We start from the raw sequence: 17,222 nt of genomic DNA, 5'->3' as shown, positions 1-17,222 counted from the left end.
GCAGAGCTCGCAACGGAATATTAAAGCCGCCTAACCCGGACCGCCTGGCGCCAGTGGGATGGTCACCTAGAGCTCTTTCCGTACCCCGAGACATTCAGATTTAGAGAACAAGAGAGAACAGGGACCCATGTCCAACGATTCCACGTTCGGCCTTATGCGAATCGGCCTTGCCACCGCGGATGAAATCCGTGGCTGGTCTTACGGCGAGGTCAAGAAGCCGGAAACCATCAACTACCGAACCCTGAAGCCGGAGAAGGACGGTCTTTTCTGCGAAAAGATCTTCGGTCCTTCCCGTGACTGGGAGTGCTACTGCGGCAAGTACAAGCGCGTGCGCTTCAAGGGCATCATCTGTGAGCGCTGCGGCGTTGAGGTGACCCGTGCCAAGGTTCGCCGCGAACGGATGGGCCACATTGAGCTCGCCGCTCCCGTGACGCACATCTGGTACTTCAAGGGTGTCCCCTCCCGCCTGGGCTACCTGCTGGACCTTGCACCGAAGGACCTCGAGAAGGTCATTTACTTCGCTGCCTACATGATCACCTCGGTTGACGAAGAGAACCGCCACGCCGAGCTGCCGAACCTGCAGGCCGAGCACGACCTGGAGCGCAAGCACCTGGTCGACCAGCGCGACTCCGACATCGCTGCGATCGCCAAGGACCTCGAAGGCGAGCTTGCCCGCCTCGAAGGCGAAGGCGCCAAGGCTGCCGACAAGAAGAAGGCCCGCGACTCCGCCGACCGCCAGATGGCCAAGGTACGCCGCGACGCCGACCACAACATCGAGCGCCTCGAGCAGGTCTGGGACCGGTTCAAGAACCTCAAGGTCGGCGACCTGGAAGGCGACGAAGGCCTCTACCGCGAACTGCGTGACCGCTACGGTCTGTACTTCGAAGGCTCCATGGGTGCCGAAGCCATCAAGAAGCGTCTTGAAGACTTCGACATGCAGGCCGAGTCCGAGTCGCTGCGCGACATCATCCAGAACGGCAAGGGCCAGCGCAAGACGCGTGCCCTGAAGCGCCTGAAGGTTGTCAACGCGTTCCTGACCACCTCGAACAGCCCGCTGGGCATGGTCCTGGACGCCGTCCCGGTCATCCCGCCGGAACTGCGCCCGATGGTCCAGCTCGACGGCGGACGTTTCGCGACGTCCGACCTCAACGACCTGTACCGCCGCGTGATCAACCGCAACAACCGCCTGAAGCGCCTGCTGGATCTCGGTGCCCCCGAGATCATCGTGAACAACGAAAAGCGCATGCTGCAGGAAGCTGTTGACTCCCTGTTCGACAACGGCCGCCGCGGCCGTCCGGTCACCGGACCGGGCAACCGTCCGCTGAAGTCGCTGTCCGACATGCTTAAGGGCAAGCAGGGCCGCTTCCGCCAGAACCTGCTGGGTAAGCGTGTTGACTACTCCGGCCGTTCCGTCATCGTTGTCGGCCCGCAGCTGAAGCTGCACCAGTGCGGTCTGCCCAAGCAGATGGCCCTGGAGCTCTTCAAGCCGTTCGTGATGAAGCGCCTGGTTGACCTCAACCACGCCCAGAACATCAAGAGCGCCAAGCGTATGGTCGAGCGTTTCCGCCCGCAGGTCTGGGACGTGCTGGAAGAGATCATCACCGAACACCCGGTGCTGCTCAACCGTGCACCCACCCTGCACCGCCTCGGCATCCAGGCCTTCGAGCCGCAGCTTGTTGAAGGCAAGGCCCTTCAGCTGCACCCGCTGGTCTGTGGCGCCTTCAACGCCGACTTCGACGGTGACCAGATGGCAGTACACCTGCCGCTGAGCCCCGAAGCGCAGGCTGAAGCACGCATCCTGATGCTGTCCTCGAACAACATCCTGAAGCCGTCCGACGGCCGCCCGGTCACCCTGCCTTCGCAGGATATGATCATCGGCCTGCACCACCTCACCACCAAGCGCCCCGGTGCTGCCGGTGAAGGCCGCGTGTTCGGATCCCTGGCCGAAGCCATCATGGCCTCGGACATGGGCGAGCTGCACCTGAACGCCCTGGTCAAGATCCGCGTTGACGGCTTCGTCCCCAGCGCAGACCAGCCCGCACCGGAAGGTTGGGAAGAAGGCACCCCCGCCCTCATCGAAACCTCCCTCGGCCAGGTTCTGTTCAACCAGACCCTGCCGGCGGACTACCCCTGGGTTGCGAAGGTTGCAGACAAGGGACAGCTTTCGGCGATCGTCAACGATCTCGCTGAGCGGTACCCGAAGGTTGTCACGGCTGCCACGCTGGATAACCTGAAGGACTCCGGTTTCTACTGGGCCACCCGCTCGGGCGTTACCGTCGCCATCTCCGATATCGCGGCTCCGATCGACAAGCCGGCCATTATGGAGGGCTACGAAGCTCAGGCTGCCAAGGTTGAAAGCCAGTACGGCAAGGGCCTGATCGCTGAAGACGAGCGCCGCCAGGAACTGATCGATATCTGGAACAAGGCCACCAACGAGGTTGCTGCTGCAATGCGGGCAAACATGCCCGAATTCAACAACATCAACCGCATGGTCTCCTCCGGCGCCCGTGGTAACTGGCTGCAGGTCCGGCAGATTGCCGGTATCCGTGGTCTGGTGGCCAACCCTAAGGGCGAGATCATCCCGCGTCCGATTAAGTCCTCCTACCGTGAGGGCCTGTCGGTGCTGGAATACTTCATCGCCACGCACGGTGCCCGTAAGGGTCTCGCCGATACCGCTCTGCGTACCGCCAACTCGGGTTACCTGACCCGTCGTCTGGTGGACGTTTCGCAGGACGTTATTGTCCGCGAGGAAGACTGCGGCACCGAGCGCGGCCTGAACGTGACCATCGCGGTTCCGGATGCCAACGGTGAGCTGCAGCTGCACGAAGAGGTCGAGAACTCGGCCTACGCCCGTACGCTGGCCACCGACGTCACCGATCCGCAGGGCAACGTCCTGGCCAAGGGCGGCGACGATGTGGGCGACGTGCTCATCGCGAAGCTGTTCGAAGCCGGTGTTACCGACATCAAGGTCCGCTCCGTACTCACCTGTGAGTCCGCCGTCGGTACCTGTGCACTTTGCTACGGCCGCTCCCTGGCCACGGGTAAGACCGTGGACATCGGCGAGGCCGTGGGCATCATCGCTGCACAGTCCATTGGTGAGCCGGGTACCCAGCTGACCATGCGTACCTTCCACACCGGTGGTGTTGCTTCTGCTGAGGACATCACCCAGGGTCTGCCCCGTATCCAGGAGCTCTTCGAAGCACGTACGCCTAAGGGTGTTGCTCCGATCTCCGAGACCGCGGGCCGGGTCACCATCGAAGAGACCGACCGCCAGATGCGTCTGGTTGTCACTCCCGATGACGGCTCCGAGGAAATCGCGTACCCGGTCCTGCGCCGTGCACGCCTCCTGGTTGCCGACGGCGACCACGTCGAGGTTGGCCAGCAGCTGGTCTTCGGTGCGGTGGATCCCAAGCAGATCCTCCGTATCCTCGGCCCGCGCAAGGCACAGGAGTTCCTGGTGGACGAAGTCCAGCGCGTGTACCGCAGCCAGGGTGTGGGCATCCACGACAAGCACGTCGAGGTTATTGTCCGCCAGATGCTGCGCCGCGTGACCGTGATTGAGTCCGGCGATTCCGATCTGCTCCCGGGTGAGCTGACCGAACGACGCCGGTTCGAGAGCGAGAACCGCCGCGTGGTTTCGGAAGGCAAGAAGCCTGCTTCGGGCCGTCCGGAACTGATGGGTATCACCAAGGCCTCCCTGGCCACCGAGTCCTGGCTGTCCGCAGCTTCCTTCCAGGAGACCACCCGCGTCCTGACGCAGGCGGCCATGGAAGGCAAGAGCGATCCGCTGCTCGGCCTCAAGGAGAACGTCATCATCGGTAAGCTGATCCCGGCCGGAACGGGCCTGCCCCGTTACACCGAGGTCACTGTCGAGCCGACCGAGGAAGCAAAGGCCAACCTGTTCACCGGCCCGAGCGCCTTCAGCGACTTCGACTACGCCGGAGTTGACGGCGGCCTCAGCCCCGAGTTCCACGCCATCCCGCTGGATGACTACGACATGGGCAGCGACTTCCGCTAAGGAAAGCGCAAGCAGAGGAAGGTCCCGTACCCACCAGGGTGCGGGACCTTCCGCGTTTAACCGCTCCCCGGCGGCCGGCAGCGCTGTGCCAGACTGAATGTCATGGCGAATTCTCCAACGGGCGAGTCCATGACGGACCGGATTGTGCGGATTATCGGTGCCTTCGACGGAACCCGCCCGAGCATGTCCGTGGCCACGCTGGCACGCCGCACCGGGCTGCCGCTGTCCACCACTCACCGGATTGTCAATGACCTGATGGGTCACGGTTTCCTGCAGAAGGAATCCGGCGGCAGTGTCCGCCTGGGCCTGCGGCTGTGGGAACTGGCCAACCGCAGTTCCGCCGCCCTTGGCCTCAAACAGATAGCCATGCCCTTTATGGAGGACATTCAGGCCGTGGTCCGGCAGCACACCCAGCTGTCCATCCTCAGCCAGGACGAGGTGCTGTTCATCGAGCGGCTGTCCAGCCACGGTTCCGTGCTCAACCACGCGCAGGTAGCGGGACGCCTGCCGGTGCATGTCTCCTCCTCCGGGATGGTCATGATGGCCCACGCTCCCAGGCACCAGCAGGAGGCATATCTGTCGAAGCGAAACCTGGAACCGGACGAGGTGCGGGGCCTGCGGGCGACGTGGGCCCAGATGCGGCTGCAGGGCAGCGCCAGCCTGCCCGGCGCCGTCGTGCCCGAGACCACCGGGATAGCCGTGCCCGTGTTCGGAGCCGGAGGAACGGCGGTGGCTGCAATCGGCGTGGTGGTGCCGACGGGGGAGGAGAACATCTCAGCCACCGTGCCCGCACTGATGACCGCGGCGCGGGGTATCTCGCGCGGGCTGGGGGTGCGGGCGGACGCCGCCGGGCCGCATTACGGCCGATAACCCGCGGCAGCCGGTTGATGAAGGTGGGAACCGGACCGGGATTCCCATTGAATGGGAACCCTCTGGGTAACACGTTGTGCGCGCAGTCACACTGGAGACCAGGAACCGCAACAGATTTTCCAAAGGGAGTACCAGATGGGCGCACAGCGCACGGTTATCAAGACGCAGGTCGGCATTGTAGGAGGCGGCCCGGCAGGCCTGATGCTCTCCCATCTGCTCTCGAAATCCGGGATCGAGAACATCGTGGTGGAAAAGCGGGACCACGAAACCATCCGCACCACCCATCGCGCAGGCATCCTGGAGCACGGCAGCGTGCGTATGCTCACCGAGACCGGAGTCAGCGACCGGGTGCTTACGGACGGATACCGGCATGACGGAATCGATCTTCGCTTTGGCGGCGTAAGCCACCGGATCGACTTCCAGGACCTGGTCGGGGAATCGGTCTGGCTGTACCCGCAGAATGAAGTGTTCACCGACCTGGCCGCGGCCCGGGAGCGCGACGGCGGTGACGTACGCTACGGCGTCAGCGACACCTCCGTCACCGACCTCACCACTGACACCCCGAAGATTCTCTTCACGGACGCTGAGGGTACGGAGTTCGAGATCCACTGCGAGCTGCTGGTAGGCTCCGACGGCTCCGCCGGCATCTGCAAGCGCTCCATCCCCAAGGACGCCCGCACGGATAACTTCATCGAATACCCCTTTGCCTGGTTCGGCATCCTCACCGAGGCCGCCCCCAGCGCGCCGGAACTCATCTATGCCAATTCCGACCGCGGGTTTGCCCTGATCAGCCAGCGCAGCGAAACGGTCCAGCGGATGTATTTCCAGTCCGATCCGAATGAAGACCCGGACGCCTGGAGCGAAGACCGGATCTGGGATGAGCTGCAGGCCCGGGTGGACGGGCCCGACGGCCTGGAACTGAAGCGCGGACCCATCTTCGAAAAAACCGTCCTGAAGTTCCGCAGCTACGTGTGCGAGCCGCTGCGCTACGGCAACCTCTTCCTTGCCGGCGACGCCGGACATACGGTTCCGCCCACCGGAGCCAAGGGGCTGAACCTGGCCCTGGCCGATGTGCAGGTACTGTTCGAAGCCATTGACTCCTTCTACGCCACCAAGTCGCCCGAACTGCTGGAAGGCTACAGCGACAAGGCACTAAAGCGGGTCTGGCGGGCGCAGAACTTCTCCTACTGGATGACTTCCATGCTGCACACCCGCGAAGACGCCAGCCCCTTTGAACGCAAGCGTGCGCTGGGCGAGCTCAGCGGCGTCGTCGCCTCCCGGCATGGCAGCGCATACCTGGCCGAGGCCTACACCGGGTGGCCCAACGCCTAATTTCGTTCGTATGACGAACACCTGTACACAAGATGAACAAGCGGTGTAGTGTGGTCTCGACCACGCGGACGCTTGTTGGATAGCCGGAGTGCAAGGATGCGCTCGAAGTCGAAAGGAAAAACCATGGAAATGGAAAAGGATCTTTTCCAGAACAGCCATGTCGTCGAGAAACTGGATGCGGCGCAGGCGTCGCAGGACCAGATTTCGGCGGAGATTGCCTCGGTCCACGCGGCGTATGACAAGTCCGTACATGACGGCGCCGCCCCGGAAAGCCAGCCCCGCATCGACTTCCCTCCCTACCGCAGCTCCATCCTGCGCCACCCCACCAAGGATCCGCACCACGTTGACCCCGAGACAATCGAACTGTGGTCACCGGCGTTCGGACACCAGGACGTGCACGCCCTGGAGAGCGATCTGACCATCCAGCACAACGGTGAGCCCCTGGGGGAGCGCATCATTGTCCGCGGCCGGATCCTCGACGGCGACGGACGGCCCGTGCGCAACCAGCTGGTGGAAATCTGGCAGGCCAACTCGGCCGGCCGCTACATCCACAAGCGGGACCAGCATCCGGCTCCGCTGGACCCGAACTTCACCGGCGTCGGCCGCTGCATCACCACCGACGACGGCTACTACGAGTTCACCACCATCAAGCCCGGGCCCTACCCTTGGAAGAACCACTTCAACGCCTGGCGCCCGGCCCACATCCATTTCTCCCTGTTCGGCACCGACTTCACCCAGCGCATGATCACCCAGATGTATTTCCCCGGCGATCCGCTGTTCGCGCTGGACCCGATCTACCAGTCGATTACCGATCAGAAGGCACGCGACCGCCTCGTGGCCACGTATGACCACAACCTGACATCGCATGAGTGGGCCACCGGCTACAACTGGGACATTGTGCTCACCGGCAGCAACCGCACCTGGATGGAAGACGAGGACGCAGAGTAAATGAGCGAGCAGAAACTTACCGCCACACCCGGGCAGACCATCGGCCCGTTCTACGGATACGCGCTTCCCTTCGAGAAGGACAACCAGCTCCTTGCGCCGGGACTGCCCGGCAGCATCCGGCTGCAGGGAACGGTCACGGACGGCGCCGGGGAAACCATCCCCGATGCCCTGCTCGAAATCTGGCAGGCCGACGCTGAGGGCAACATCCCGCAGCAGACCGGCTCGCTGGTCCGGGACGGCTACACCTTCACCGGCTGGGGCCGCACAGCCGTGGACAACACGGGAAACTACACGTTCACCACGGTAAACCCCGGCCCCACCGAAGCAGGTTCAGCGCCCTTCATCTCCTTCGTGATCTTCGCCCGCGGCCTGCTGAATAAGCTGCATACCCGCATGTACCTGCCCGATGACGAGGAAGCGCTGGCACGCGACGCCCTGCTCTCCTCGCTCCCCGAGGAGCGGAGGCGCACCCTCATTGCCACGCGCGAGGCCGACGGCGGACTGCGCTGGAACATCTCGCTGCAGGGGGAGAACGAAACAGTTTTCCTCACCTACCCGGGAGCCTAGGCATGGGTGCAGCGGAGAGCGCCGACTACGGCCTGCTCGCACCGGCATGGGCCGGTACCCGGGTGGCCGCGCTGACGGGGGACACGGCGCTGCTCCAGGCCCTGCTGGACGTGGAGCTGGCCTGGGTGCGGGTGCTGGCGGACGCCGGGCTGGCCGACCCTGAAGCGCCCGCTGCCGTGGCGGCCGTCAGCGACGCCTCCCTGTATGACGCCGCGTCCCTGGCGGAACGGGCACAGGGCGGCGGTAACCCGGTCATCCCCCTGCTCGCGGACCTGCGGAAGCTGGCACAGGCCCAATCCCCGGCGGCTGCGGGCGCGATCCACCGTGGCGCCACCAGCCAGGACATCATGGACACCGCCCTGATGCTCCTGGCCCGCCGGGCGCTGGAGGCCATCCTCTCGGACGCAGACCGGGCCGTCACGGCACTGGGAGACCTTGCCCGGCGCCATGCCCGGACCCTGTGTGTTGCCCGGACCCTGACCCAGCACTCCCTGCCCTCCACCTTCGGGCTGCGCGCAGCGCAGTGGCTGCACGGTGTCGGTCAGGCTGCCGAAGGGCTGCGCACCGCCGCCCTCGGGCTGCCCCTGCAGTGGGGCGGGGCATCCGGAACCATGGCCGCGCTGACCACCGCGACCGCGGCGCACAGCGGCACTGACGGACCCTTTGACCTGACCTCACGCCTTGCCGTTGCCCTGGGACTGGCGGAGCCGGTAGCACCGTGGCAGACCAACCGGCTGCCCGTCACCGGCCTCGGAGCTGCCCTGCAGGATTTCACCGCAGCGGCAGGCAAAATGGCCAACGACGTGCTGCTGCTGAGCCGGCCGGAGATCGGCGAGGTGTCCGAACCGCGGGCCGCCGGCCGCGGCGGTTCCTCCGCCATGCCGCAGAAGCAGAATCCGGTGCTGTCCGTACTGATCCGCAGCGCAGCCCTTGCCGCACCCGGCCACGGCGTGCAGCTGCAGGCTGCCGCCGCAGCGGCGGACGACGAGCGTCCCAGCGGATCCTGGCACGTTGAATGGCAGGCCCTGCGCTCCCTGCTCCGCCTGGCCGGGGGAGCAGCCGCCAAACTCGCCGAGCTGGCCGCGGGCCTGCAGGTTCACACCCGGGCACTGGAACGGAATCTGGCAGCAGCCGGCCCGCTGGTGGTCAGCGAGAAGATCATGGCCGTCGTCGCCCCGCTGCTCGACGACGGTGTGGCCGGCCGCGGAAAGAAGCTGGTATCCGAGGCCGTCGCCCACTCGCTCTCCACCGGCGAGCCGTTCGCAACCGTGCTGCGCAGCACCGTTCCGGAGGACATCCTCTCCGACGACCGGCTCGCGGACATCCTTGACCCCGTCAACTACGTAGGGGAGGCCGCCGCACTTATAGAGCGCATCACGGCTGCCTACCCCGGAAAGCCCTCAGCATGAGTGTTCCCGCCATCAAAGCCTCCCGCCTCTCCGACGCCGGTCCCGCAGCGCCCGTCCTGGTTGCCGGCCCGTCGCTCGGAACAGCAGTGACACCGCTGTGGAGCCGGACGGCAGCTGCCCTGGACACCTTCACCGTCATCGGCTGGGACCTGCCCGGCCACGGTGCCAGCCCCGCCGCCGCCGGTGCCTTCAGCGTGGAAGACCTGGCCGCCGGCGTCGCCAATCTGGTCAACGGGGCCCGGAACGCAGGCGATATTGCCCCTGAAGCACCGGTCTATTACGCCGGTGTCTCGCTGGGCGGTGCCGTTGGGCTGCAGCTGGCGCTGGACCACGGCGAACTCTTCCAGGCCGTGGCAGTGCTGTGCTCCGGAGCCAAAATCGGCGACGCCGACGGCTGGGCAGAGCGCGGCGAAACCGTCAGGGTCCAGGGCACCCCCACCCAGGTGGTCGGCTCCGGCCAGCGCTGGTTCGCCCCCGGATTTATGGAACGCGAACCCGCTGCGGCGTCCGCACTGCTGCACTCCCTGCAGAACGCGGACCGCTTCTCCTACGCCTTCTGCTGTTCCGCGCTGGCCGGCTTCGACGTCCGCGGCCGTCTCGCTGATATCACCGTCCCCGTGCTTGCCGTGGCCGGTGCGCAGGACGTTGTCACCCCGCCGTCGTTCGCGGAGCTCATCGCGGACCGGGTTACCAACGGAACGGCCGCCGTCGTTGAGGACGCCGCCCACCTGGTCCCGGTCGAGCAGCCGGGACGGACCGCCGACCTGCTGAAGGATTTCTTTGGCACCCAGTATCCGGAAGGGAAATAACACCGTGATTGCAGACGGACACAAGAGCCGGCAGGACGTGTACAACGAGGGTATGGCCGTACGCCGGGAGGTCCTGGGCTCCGAGCATGTGGACCGTGCCAACGCCGGCAAGGACGAGTTCACCACCGACTTCCAGGACATGATCACCCAGTACGCCTGGGGAACCATCTGGACCCGCCCCGGCCTGCCCCGCACCATGCGGAGCGCCGTGACGCTCACGGCGCTGATTGCGCACGGGCACATGGAGGAATTCGCCATGCATGTGCGGGCGGCGCTGCGCAACGGCCTGAGCCGGGACGAGATCAAGGAAATTGTCCTGCAGTCTGCCATCTACTGCGGGGTTCCCGCCGCGAACTCCGCCTTCAAGGTGGCGCAGGGCGTCTTCCGCGAGATTGACTCCGCGGCCTAGCGGCCCCCGAACCTTCCCAGCCATTCGACTTTTCTTTTTGAGTTTCAAGGAGCACCGGTGAACCAGGCCTATATCTACGACGCAGTCCGTACGCCCTTCGGGAAGTTCGGCGGAGCCCTCGCCGGGGTCCGCCCGGATGACCTCGCCGCCCAGGTCATCAAGGCGTCCGTCTCACGCGCGCCCGGCCTGGACCCGGCACGCATCGACGAGGTGATTTTCGGCAACGCCAACGGAGCCGGCGAGGAAAACCGCAACGTGGCCAGGATGGCCACCCTGCTGGCCGGTCTGCCCACCTCGATTCCGGGCACCACGGTGAACCGGCTCTGCGGGTCCTCCCTGGACGCGGCACTCATCGCCTCCCGCCAGATCAACACCGGCGAAGCCGACCTGATGCTGATCGGCGGCGCCGAGTCAATGAGCCGCGCCCCCTGGGTACTGCCGAAAAATGAGAAGCCCTACCCGGCAGGGGACCAGACCCTGGCCTCCACCACCCTGGGCTGGCGCCTGGTCAATCCGGCCATGCCGAAGGAATGGACCGTCTCCCTCGGTGAAGCCACCGAGCAGCTGCGCGAGAAGCACGGTATCAGCCGTGAGCGCCAGGACGAGTTCGCCGCTGCCTCCCACGCCCTGGCTGCCAAGGCCTGGGACGAGGGTAAATATGCGGATCTCACCGTTGCCGTGGACGGCGTGGAGCTGGACCGTGACGAAAGCATCCGCGCAGGCTCCACCGTGGAAAAGCTGGCCACCCTTCGCACCGTCTTCCGGCCCGCCTCCGACGATGCCTCCGGCGGCACCGTGACCGCAGGCAACGCCTCACCGCTGAACGACGGCGCTTCGGCAGCCTGGCTCGGCAGCGAGAACGCCGCCGGCATCCTGGGCATGGCTCCGCTGGCACGGATTGCCGGACGCGGCGCCGCCGCCAATGAGCCGCAGTTCTTCGGCTATGCCCCCGTGGAAGCGGCCAACCTTGCCCTGAAGCGTGCCGGCATCAGCTGGAGCGAGGTTGGAGCAGTGGAACTGAACGAAGCCTTCGCCGCCCAGTCGCTGGCCTGCCTGGACGCCTGGGACGTGGACCCGGCCATCGTCAACGCGTGGGGCGGGGCCGTGGCAATCGGCCACCCGCTGGGTGCCTCCGGTACCCGTATCCTGGGCACGCTGGCCCGCCGCCTGCAGGACTCCGGAGAGCGCTGGGGCGTGGCAGCCATCTGCATCGGCGTCGGGCAGGGCCTCGCCGTCGTCCTCGAAAACGCCAACTGATACCCAGACACCGCACACGTTAGGAAAAACCGTGCTCAACATAGTGCAGGACGCAGATGAGGCCGTAGCGCCCATCCATGACGGGGCCACCGTAATGATTGGCGGATTCGGCCGCGCCGGCCAGCCCGTGGAACTGATCGAGGCGCTGCTGCGGCAGGGCGCCACGGACCTGACCGTGGTCAACAACAACGCAGGCAACGGGGAACAGGGCCTGGCAGCCCTGATCGGTGCCGGCCGCGTGAAGAAAATCATCTGCTCCTTCCCGCGGCAGTCCGACTCGCAGATCTTCGACGCGAAGTACCGTGCGGGGGAGATCGAACTGGAACTGGTGCCCCAGGGCAACCTGGCCGAACGCATCCGGGCAGCCGGCGCCGGCATTGGCGGCTTCTTCACTCCCACCGCGTACGGAACCCCGCTGGCCGAAGGCAAGGAAACCCGGGTCATAGATGGCCGCGGCTACGTCTTCGAAACACCACTGCACGCGGACTTTGCCCTGGTGAAGGCGCTGCGGGCTGACACAGCCGGCAACCTGGTCTACCGCAAGACGGCCCGGAACTTCGGACCCATCATGGCTGCCGCCGCCGGGCATGCCATCGTGCAGGTACGCGAAATTGTGGACGTTGGGGAACTGGACCCCGAAAACGTTGTTACTCCCGGGATCTACGTCAACAGCCTGGTCCGCGTGGACCGGGAGAAAGCACCGGCCGCAGCATGAGCACCGACAAGAAGCTGGACAAGAACGAACTCGCGGCCCTGGTCGCCTCCGACATTGCCCCCGGGTCCTTCGTGAACCTGGGCATCGGGCAGCCCACCCTGGTCTCGAACTATCTGGTGCCCGAGCAGAAAGTCACCCTGCACACCGAGAACGGCATGCTGGGCATGGGGCCGGAAGCACACGGCGACGAGGTGGATCCGGACCTGATCAACGCCGGAAAAATTCCGGTAACGGAGCTGCCGGGCGCAGCCTACTTCCACCATGCCGACTCCTTCGCCATCATGCGGGGCGGACACCTGGACGTCTGCGTACTGGGCGCCTTCCAGGTCTCGGCTGCCGGTGACCTCGCCAATTGGCATACCGGGGCACCGGATGCCATCCCTGCAGTCGGCGGTGCCATGGACCTGGCCACCGGAGCCAAGGACGTCTACGTCATGATGTCCCTGTTCACGCGCGACGGCGTGAGCAAGCTGGTCAAGGAGTGCAGCTATCCGCTGACCGGGGTGGGTTGCGTGACCCGCGTCTACACTAATGAAGCAGTCTTTTTGCTGAAGGAGGACGGCGTACACGTACGCGAGACCTTTGGCACCACCTTCGAAGAGCTGGCGGCGAAGATGGATATCCCGCTGATCCGCGCCGCGGACGGAAGCTAGCAGGACACCAATCATGGGGGACAGATGAGCGAGACCGTGCCGGCCAGCGACCAGTATGTACAGTCGCTGGCCCGGGGCCTGCTAGTGATTCGCGCGTTCGACGCCGACCACGTGCAGATGACGCTCAGCGAGGTCTCCCGGCGCACCGGCCTGACCCGGGCCACGGCCCGGCGCTTCCTGCTCACCCTGGTGGAACTGGGCTACATCCGCACGGACGGACGGACCTTCGAGCTCACCGCTTTGGTGCTGCAGCTGGGATATTCCTATCTGTCGGGCCAGTCGCTGCCCCAGCTGGCCCAGCCCGTACTGGAGGACCTGTCCCGGCAGATCTCCGAGTCCACGTCCGCATCCGTGCTCGACGGCAGCGAGATTGTCTATATAGCCCGCATCCATACCCGCCGGCTGATGACCGTGGGCATTGCCGTGGGCACGCGCTTCCCGGCCTACGCAACGTCCATGGGGCGGGTCCTGCTCGCCGGGCTGCCCGAAGACCGGTTCGAGGATTACCTCACCACAGTGGACCTGCAACCGCTCACCGACCGCACCGTCACCGACCCTGCCCGGCTCCGCGAACTGGTTGCCGGCGTCCGGGAACAGGGCTGGGCAGTGGTGGACCAGGAACTCGAACAGGGCCTGCGCTCTGTCGCCGTCCCCGTGTACGACCCCCAGGGCAGGGTCTGCGCAGCCCTGAATACCTCCATGCAGGCAACGATGGGGCTGGGCGGGCCTACACTGGAAGATGCCGCGGCCCGCGTGCTGCCGCATCTGCAGCAGGCATCGGCCACCATCACTGATGCCCTGGCGGCCCGCAGTTAGTGATCCTGGCCTCACGTCACCGCGGAAGGCGTTAAGTCTGCTAGACTGAAAACCAATTGTTTGTGTGGCAGTGGATGAAGGCCGCTCGCGTGCCCTCCGTGGTGAGATACTCGGGGGAATGCATTCCGAAAGGAATGGGCGGGCCTGTTTCCGGGTTGCGGGCTTCTTGCGCAACGAATGCCACACTTTTGCACGCCTACGGTCGCTTTCGGCGAGAACACGGAACTTCTCGGGGCATTGCGGCAACGACTTTAAGCGCACCGCCCTGAGCCGGCTTCCAGCCGTCAGCGGGGCGGGGCAACCAGAGAATTATCTCGAGAAAAAACGGAGAACACGAAAGTGCCTACGATTCAGCAGCTGGTCCGCAAGGGCCGCTCACCCAAGGTCTCCAAGACCAAGGCTCCTGCCCTTCAGGGCAGCCCGATGCGCCGTGGTGTCTGCACCCGCGTTTACACGACCACCCCGAAGAAGCCGAACTCGGCTCTGCGTAAGGTTGCACGTGTCCGCCTCAACGGCGGCATCGAAGTAACCGCCTACATCCCCGGTGTGGGTCACAACCTTCAGGAACACTCCATCGTGCTGGTGCGCGGCGGTCGTGTGAAGGACCTTCCCGGTGTTCGCTACAAGATCGTCCGCGGTGCCCTCGATACCCAGGGTGTCAAGAACCGCAAGCAGGCTCGCAGCCGCTACGGCGCGAAGATGGAGAAGAAGTAATATGCCCCGCAAGGGTCCGGCCCCCAAGCGGCCGCTAGTACTGGATCCCGTCTACGGTTCCCCGCTGGTCACGCAGCTGATCAACAAGGTCCTGATCGACGGCAAGAAGTCCACCGCAGAGCGCATCGTTTACGGTGCACTTGCAGGCGCCCAGGAGAAGACCGGACAGGATCCGGTTGCAGCCCTGAAGAAGGCCATGGACAACATCAAGCCCAGCCTTGAGGTCAAGTCCCGCCGCGTTGGCGGCGCCACCTACCAGGTCCCCGTTGAGGTCAAGCCGGGCCGTGCAACTGCACTGGCACTGCGCTGGCTGGTTGGCTACTCCAAGGCCCGCCGCGAGAAGACCATGACCGAGCGCCTGCGCAACGAAATCCTGGACGCTTCCAACGGTCTCGGTGCAGCTGTGAAGCGCCGCGAGGACACCCACAAGATGGCCGAGTCCAACAAGGCCTTCGCCCACTACCGCTGGTAATAAGCCCGGCCGACGGCGGCCCCTCCTTCAAGGCCCTGCATTCCGCTACGGCGGGGTGCAGGGCCCGAAGCAGATAAACGCAGTCGAAACGGCAAACACCAAATATAGGGAGAAACCGTGGCACTTGACGTGCTTACCGACCTGAACAAGGTCCGCAACATCGGCATCATGGCCCACATCGATGCCGGCAAGACGACGACTACCGAGCGCATCCTGTTCTACACGGGTGTCAACCACAAGATCGGCGAGACCCACGACGGTGCGTCCACGATGGACTGGATGGCACAGGAGCAGGAGCGGGGTATCACCATTACCTCCGCAGCTACCACGTGTTACTGGGACAACAACCAGATCAACATCATCGACACCCCGGGTCACGTTGACTTCACCGTCGAGGTTGAGCGGTCCCTGCGCGTGCTCGACGGCGCCGTAGCCGTGTTCGACGGCAAGGAAGGCGTGGAGCCGCAGTCCGAGACTGTCTGGCGCCAGGCTGACAAGTACAACGTCCCGCGCATCTGCTTCGTCAACAAGATGGACAAGCTCGGCGCTGATTTCTACTTCACCGTTGACACCATCATCAACCGCCTGGGTGCCAAGCCGCTGGTTCTGCAGCTGCCGATCGGTGCCGAGAGCGAATTCGAGGGCGTCGTTGACCTTCTCGAAATGCGTGCCCTCACCTGGCGCGGCGACGCCAAGGGTGATGTCACCATGGGCGCCAAGTACGAAATCGAACCGATCCCCGCAGAACTGCAGGAAAAGGCCGAAGAGTACCGCGCACAGCTGATCGAGACCGTTGCCGAGGCAAGCGACGAGCTGATGAACAAGTACCTCGAAGGTGAAGAACTCACCATCGAGGAAATCAAGGCCGGCATCCGCCACCTGACCATCAACTCGCTGGTCTACCCGGTTCTCTGCGGCTCCGCGTTCAAGAACCGTGGCGTTCAGCCCATGCTTGACGCCGTCGTCGACTACCTGCCCAGCCCGCTTGACGTGCCGAACATCAAGGGCCACGACATCCGCGACGAAGAGGTCATCCTCGAACGCGCCGCCGATGCCAACGCTCCGTTCTCCGCGCTGGCGTTCAAGGTTGTGACGCACCCGTTCTTCGGCCGTCTGACCTACATCCGCGTGTACTCCGGTCACGCTGCTTCCGGCGCCCAGGTCATGAATGCGACCAAGCAGAAGAAGGAGCGCATCGGAAAGCTCTTCCAGATGCACGCCAACAAGGAAAACCCGGTCGAGGAAATCACGACTGGCCACATCTACGCCGCCATCGGCCTGAAGGACACGACCACGGGCGACACCCTGTGCGATCTTCAGAACCCGATCGTGCTGGAATCCATGAGCTTCCCGGAGCCCGTGATTTCCGTGGCCATCGAGCCGAAGACCAAGGGTGACCAGGAGAAGCTCTCCACCGCCATCCAGAAGCTCTCCGAAGAGGATCCGACCTTCCAGGTCTCCCTCGACGAAGACACAGGCCAGACCATCATCGCCGGTATGGGCGAGCTGCACCTGGACATTCTGGTTGACCGTATGCGCCGCGAGTTCCGCGTCGAAGCCAACGTGGGCAAGCCCCAGGTTGCTTACCGCGAAACCATCCGCCGTGCAGTCGCCAAGCACGACTACACGCACAAGAAGCAGACCGGTGGTTCGGGTCAGTTCGCAAAGATCCAGATCGCGATCGAGCCGCTGGATACTTCCGACGGCACGTTCTACGAATTCGAGAACAAGGTCACCGGTGGTCGTGTTCCGCGCGAATACATCCCCAGCGTTGACCAGGGTATCCAGAGCGCCCTCACCGACGGTGTGCTCGCCGGTTACCCGGTTGTCGGCATCAAGGCGACGCTGCTTGACGGCGCTTACCACGACGTCGACTCCTCGGAAATGGCGTTCAAGATTGCCGGACGCCAGGCCTTCAAGGAAGCTGCACGGATGGCCAGCCCGGTTCTGCTGGAGCCGATGATGGATGTTGAAGTCCGCACCCCTGAGGAATACATGGGTGAAGTTATCGGTGACATCAACTCCCGTCGCGGACAGATGCAGTCCATGGAAGATGCAGCCGGCGTAAAGGTCATCCGGGCACACGTCCCGCTGTCCGGCATGTTCGGCTACATCGGCGACCTGCGGTCCAAGACCCAGGGCCGTGCCGTGTACTCCATGTCCTTCAACAGCTACGCAGAGGTCCCGAAGGCAGTAGCCGACGAGATCATCCAGAAGACGCGCGGCGAATAAA

15 protein-coding genes are annotated in these 17,222 nt (G+C 64.7%); all 15 read left to right on the top strand.

The features are described from left to right. Nucleotides 1-127: 127 nt before the first annotated feature. The 15 genes from MUK71_RS12825 to fusA all read left to right on the top strand — a co-directional run bounded on the left by MUK71_RS12825 (nucleotide 128) and on the right by fusA (nucleotide 17,221). On the top strand, nucleotides 128-4,018 hold the full coding sequence (locus MUK71_RS12825; RefSeq protein WP_227903888.1) for a DNA-directed RNA polymerase subunit beta': 3,891 nt from the start codon (nucleotides 128-130) through the stop codon (nucleotides 4,016-4,018). 102 nt (nucleotides 4,019-4,120) lie between these two features. Continuing rightward, the gene (locus MUK71_RS12820) at nucleotides 4,121-4,888 is read left to right on the top strand and encodes an IclR family transcriptional regulator (RefSeq protein ID WP_227928772.1); all 768 of its coding nucleotides are present in this window, start codon (nucleotides 4,121-4,123) and stop codon (nucleotides 4,886-4,888) included. Between the two features lie 135 nt (nucleotides 4,889-5,023). Next, nucleotides 5,024-6,220 carry a 4-hydroxybenzoate 3-monooxygenase gene (locus tag MUK71_RS12815; protein WP_227928774.1) on the top strand — a complete coding sequence of 399 codons (1,197 nt, stop codon included), beginning with the start codon at nucleotides 5,024-5,026 and terminating at the stop codon, nucleotides 6,218-6,220. Nucleotides 6,221-6,343: 123 nt separating this feature from the next. Then, nucleotides 6,344-7,168 (top strand): protocatechuate 3,4-dioxygenase subunit beta, encoded by an 825-nt coding sequence (pcaH, locus tag MUK71_RS12810; protein WP_423723757.1) that lies wholly within the window; start codon nucleotides 6,344-6,346, stop codon nucleotides 7,166-7,168. Next, a complete protein-coding gene (gene pcaG, locus MUK71_RS12805) occupies nucleotides 7,169-7,735 on the top strand; it encodes a protocatechuate 3,4-dioxygenase subunit alpha (protein WP_227928776.1) in 567 nt (188 codons plus the stop codon). It abuts the gene before it with no gap. Between the two features lie 2 nt (nucleotides 7,736-7,737). Further along, nucleotides 7,738-9,144 carry a lyase family protein gene (locus tag MUK71_RS12800; RefSeq protein ID WP_227928778.1) on the top strand — a complete coding sequence of 469 codons (1,407 nt, stop codon included), beginning with the start codon at nucleotides 7,738-7,740 and terminating at the stop codon, nucleotides 9,142-9,144. Then, nucleotides 9,141-9,953, top strand: coding sequence for an alpha/beta fold hydrolase (locus MUK71_RS12795; RefSeq protein WP_227928780.1), 813 nt, complete (start codon nucleotides 9,141-9,143; stop codon nucleotides 9,951-9,953). Before MUK71_RS12800 ends, MUK71_RS12795 begins: the two co-directional genes overlap by 4 nt. A gap of 4 nt (nucleotides 9,954-9,957) precedes the next feature. Next, on the top strand, nucleotides 9,958-10,362 hold the full coding sequence (gene pcaC, locus MUK71_RS12790) for a 4-carboxymuconolactone decarboxylase (protein WP_227928782.1): 405 nt from the start codon (nucleotides 9,958-9,960) through the stop codon (nucleotides 10,360-10,362). A 57-nt stretch (nucleotides 10,363-10,419) separates the two neighbouring features. Next, on the top strand, nucleotides 10,420-11,619 hold the full coding sequence (locus MUK71_RS12785; protein ID WP_227928785.1) for a thiolase family protein: 1,200 nt from the start codon (nucleotides 10,420-10,422) through the stop codon (nucleotides 11,617-11,619). Between the two features lie 31 nt (nucleotides 11,620-11,650). Then, nucleotides 11,651-12,334 (top strand): 3-oxoacid CoA-transferase subunit A, encoded by a 684-nt coding sequence (locus MUK71_RS12780; protein ID WP_227903875.1) that lies wholly within the window; start codon nucleotides 11,651-11,653, stop codon nucleotides 12,332-12,334. Then, complete coding sequence (locus MUK71_RS12775) at nucleotides 12,331-12,987, top strand: 3-oxoacid CoA-transferase subunit B (RefSeq protein WP_227903873.1); 657 nt, start codon at nucleotides 12,331-12,333, stop codon at nucleotides 12,985-12,987. Before MUK71_RS12780 ends, MUK71_RS12775 begins: the two co-directional genes overlap by 4 nt. Before the next feature lie 24 nt (nucleotides 12,988-13,011). Further along, nucleotides 13,012-13,803 carry an IclR family transcriptional regulator domain-containing protein gene (locus MUK71_RS12770; RefSeq protein ID WP_227903871.1) on the top strand — a complete coding sequence of 264 codons (792 nt, stop codon included), beginning with the start codon at nucleotides 13,012-13,014 and terminating at the stop codon, nucleotides 13,801-13,803. Nucleotides 13,804-14,142: 339 nt separating this feature from the next. Further along, nucleotides 14,143-14,517: a 30S ribosomal protein S12 gene (rpsL, locus tag MUK71_RS12765; RefSeq protein ID WP_104052742.1), complete on the top strand. Its 375-nt coding sequence runs from the start codon at nucleotides 14,143-14,145 to the stop codon at nucleotides 14,515-14,517. Between the two features lies 1 nt (nucleotide 14,518). After that, nucleotides 14,519-14,989 carry a 30S ribosomal protein S7 gene (gene rpsG / locus MUK71_RS12760; protein WP_227903869.1) on the top strand — a complete coding sequence of 157 codons (471 nt, stop codon included), beginning with the start codon at nucleotides 14,519-14,521 and terminating at the stop codon, nucleotides 14,987-14,989. Nucleotides 14,990-15,106: 117 nt separating this feature from the next. After that, nucleotides 15,107-17,221, top strand: a complete 2,115-nt coding sequence (gene fusA / locus MUK71_RS12755; protein ID WP_227903867.1) for an elongation factor G — start codon at nucleotides 15,107-15,109, stop codon at nucleotides 17,219-17,221. Nucleotide 17,222: the final 1 nt, after the last annotated feature.

It is taken from the genome of Arthrobacter zhangbolii, from assembly GCF_022869865.1.
Taxonomy (GTDB): Bacteria; Actinomycetota; Actinomycetes; order Actinomycetales; family Micrococcaceae; genus Arthrobacter_B; species Arthrobacter_B zhangbolii.
Note: the sequence above shows the minus strand (reverse complement) of the source record. Positions and strands in the feature narration are given on the sequence as shown.